Origin of the sequence: Cellulomonas sp. A375-1, from assembly GCF_001040865.1 — a bacterium.
Lineage (GTDB): Bacteria > Actinomycetota > Actinomycetes > Actinomycetales > Cellulomonadaceae > Cellulomonas > Cellulomonas gelida.
The window spans coordinates 1-2863 of record NZ_LFKW01000131.1; the positions used below are offsets into that span (position 1 = coordinate 1).

The 2863-nt window shown below is 74.9% G+C and carries 2 protein-coding genes and 1 pseudogene; all 3 read right to left on the reverse strand.

Features of this window, described 5'->3' with window-relative positions:
- Positions 1 to 490: 490 nt before the first annotated feature.
- Entirely contained in the window at positions 491 to 1420 is a 930-nt protein-coding gene (locus CWIS_RS13380) for a tetratricopeptide repeat protein (RefSeq protein WP_048343819.1), read from the reverse strand.
- A 138-nt stretch (positions 1421 to 1558) separates the two neighbouring features.
- Entirely contained in the window at positions 1559 to 2587 is a 1029-nt protein-coding gene (locus CWIS_RS13385) for a hypothetical protein (RefSeq protein WP_048343820.1), read from the reverse strand.
- Positions 2584 to 2863, reverse strand: a pseudogene (locus CWIS_RS19535) (hypothetical protein); the annotation flags it as partial. The gene CWIS_RS13385 and the pseudogene CWIS_RS19535, both read right to left, overlap by 4 nt.

Genomic DNA, 2863 nt, shown 5'->3' on the forward strand with positions numbered 1-2863 from the left:
ATGGCATCGACTACTTGGCACACTGTTGAGTTCTCAAGGAACAGACGCTCTTCCGTCCCGGGCTTTCGACCCGTTCAGGAGGCAACCTCTCTAACTTAGCGGTTCGAGTCCCGCTCGTCAAACCGCCTGTTCGGCGATCATCGGTTCGGATCTCTCCCGCATCCGGCGCAGCTCACCAGGCCGGCGACATGGTCGTCGGTGGAGTGATGCTCCGGGGGGTGTCGCCTGCGGGACCAGCCATCGCGGTGCGTTCCGCGGTGTCCGTTCCTCCCTGCCGGGCGACATCGAGAACATTACGCAGCCCCTGGCGCCGAGGGCAAATCCGTGACGTGGTGACGCCGGTCACCGTCCCCAGATCCGCATGATCACCGGCCGGGACATCGTTCCGCGGCCTCCCTGCGGTGGCCGCGAGCCCTCCGAGCGCTGGCCGCGAGCCTCCGAGCGCCCTCGGCGAGCGGCGTGGCGACCCGTGGCCAGGCGTCGAGCGGGGTCAGTACAGCGCGCTCGCCATGGCTCGCCGTGCCGCGACGACGCGCTCGTCCTCGCCGCCGATCACCTCGAAGAGGTCGACCAGTCGGATCCGGATGCGCTCACGGTCGTCGCCCGCCGTCACGCGCAGGAGGTCGATCAGCCGGTCGAACGCGTCGGTGACCTTGCCGCCCAGCACGTCGAGGTCGGCGACCGCGAGCTGCGCGTCGACGTCACGGGGCGCGTCGGCTGCGGCGGAGCGGACCGCGGCCAGGTCCATCCCGCGGGTGCGCGCCAGGAGCGCGACCTGCGCCAGGCCGGCACGGGCCTCGTGGTCGCGCGGGTTCTCGCGCAGCGCCTGCTCGTACGCGGCCGTCGCGGCGTCGAGGTCGTCTCGCTCGATCGCGTCGTACGCGGCCTGGTGCAGCGGCGGGAGCTCGGGCTCGGACGCCTCGGGCGCGGGGGCCTCACCCGGGGTGACCGTCGCGGTCAGACCGTTGGCGGCGGCGGCCTCGAGCACCTGGTCGATCACCGGGCGGATCTGCTCGCGCGGGGCGGCGCCCTGGAAGAGCGGGACCGGCTGCCCGGCGAGCACCGCGGCGACCATCGGCACGGACTGTGCCTGGAAGGCCGCGGCGATCTGCGGGTTGGCCTCGGAGTCGACGCGGGCAAGGAGCCAGCGGCCCGCGTCCTCGTCGGCCAGCGCAGCCAGGTCCGCAGCGACCTGCTGGCTCGCCTGGGACCACGTCGCCCACAGCACGACGAGCACGGGGTGCTCCGTCGAGCGCCGCACGAGCTCCGGGAACGAGGCCTCGTCGACGTCGACGACGTACGCACCGGCCGGCGGCAGCCCGCCCGGGGTGCCGGGCGCGGGGGTCGGTCGCGCGAGCGCGGACAGGTCGACTGCCCCCCGCACGTCGAGCCGGGGTCGCTGGGGATCGGTCTGGGCCATCTCGTCGTCCTTCGTCGTGCTGATCGTTCTCGGCCGGCCCGGTCCGGGCGTGTGGCGCGGTCCGGGCCTGGTGCGCTGCGGTGTCCCTTGCCGTGCTCCGTGCCCGTCGCGGCAGCCCGACGCGCACGACCGATCGTGTCAGGACGCCGTCACGGCCGTCACCACGAGCTCGCCCGCGAGGACCTGGACCTGAGCGTCGGACCCGGTGGGCGGGACGTACAGCACGACGATCCCGGTGAAGGTGCGCTTGGACTCCTTCGCGGCCGACGTCGCGCCCGCGAGCGCGGCGTAGAACGGGTCGGACAGCCCGATCGTCGCGCCCTCGAGAGTCACGGTCATGCGCGAGACCGCCGTGAACGTGCCCGTGACGATCGCCCCGCCGTCGACCGTGCGCAGCGCGGTCGCGGGGGTCGGGTCCATCGTGTAGCTCGTCGCGGCCGTGCCCGCCGAGCCGATGCCCGACCGGGCCTCGGCTCGCATGTCCTCCAGCTCCTGCACGAGCGGGCTGGGCGCGAAGCTCGCGGCGTACTGCGACGCCGCGCCGTTGGCCGCGACGTCCATGAACTGCGTCAGGGCGTCCGTCGGCGTCAGCAGCAGGCTCGCGTCGTCCGCGGCGAGCGACTCCGAGCCCGCGTCCGCGGGTGCCGTCGCCGGCATCTGCGAACCGGGCATGAGCCGGGCCCAGCCCCACAGCTTGTAGAGCGCGCGCGGGTCGTCCTGGCGCAGGACGAGGATGCGCTGCGCCTGCAGGTCGTCGGGCTGCTCGGTGACGACCAGCTGGGTGCGCGACCACGTGGTGGTCTGCGGCACGATCATCGCGAGCGCGCTCGTCGGGAGCGCCGTCGGCGGCTTGGCTCCGGCCGTCGCCGAGGCCCGCACGTACTCGGCCGTGCGCATCGCGAGCGCCGGGCCCTCGACGCGCGGCGTGAGCGCGGTCGCGTCGAGCGCCGCGTCCGACGCCGTCAGGAGCTCGCCCAGCGAGGTCAGGACGCGCTCGGACTGCGGCACCGTGAGCGCGGCCGGAGCCACGGCGGGTGCGGGCGGCGGGTCGGGCTGCGGGAGGTCGGGCGCGCAGGCGCCGACGAGCAGCGCGACGATCGCGGTGCCGCCCAGGAGCGTGCTGCGCCGGCGCAGGCGGGCAGTCAGAGGACGAGACGTCGCGCTCATCGGTCGCCCTCCCGCGGCTCGGTGCCCTGGTCGGGCGTATCGGTCGTCTGCCCTCCGGACTCCGGCTCCGCTGCGGCCGGCAGGCCCCATGCGCGGCGCCACGCGTCGGCGCGGGACCCCGCCGGGTCCGCGGGGCGCGGGCCTGTCCCCTCCGCGCCCGGGTCGCCGGTCGGTGCCGGACGAGCCGGGGACGACGACGCGTCGGGGTCCGGTCCGCGCGGGATCCAGCCGCCCGGCGTGGGGAGCACCGAGCCTCCGCCCGGCGCTCCACTCACC

What these genes read in the sequence shown, in the direction of transcription:
- CWIS_RS13380 (WP_048343819.1), bottom strand. Translation starts at nt 1,420, where the DNA reads ATGGCCCAGACCGATCCCCAGCGACCCCGGCTCGACGTGCGGGGGGCA.
- CWIS_RS13385 (WP_048343820.1), bottom strand. Translation starts at nt 2,587, where the DNA reads ATGAGCGCGACGTCTCGTCCTCTGACTGCCCGCCTGCGCCGGCGCAGC.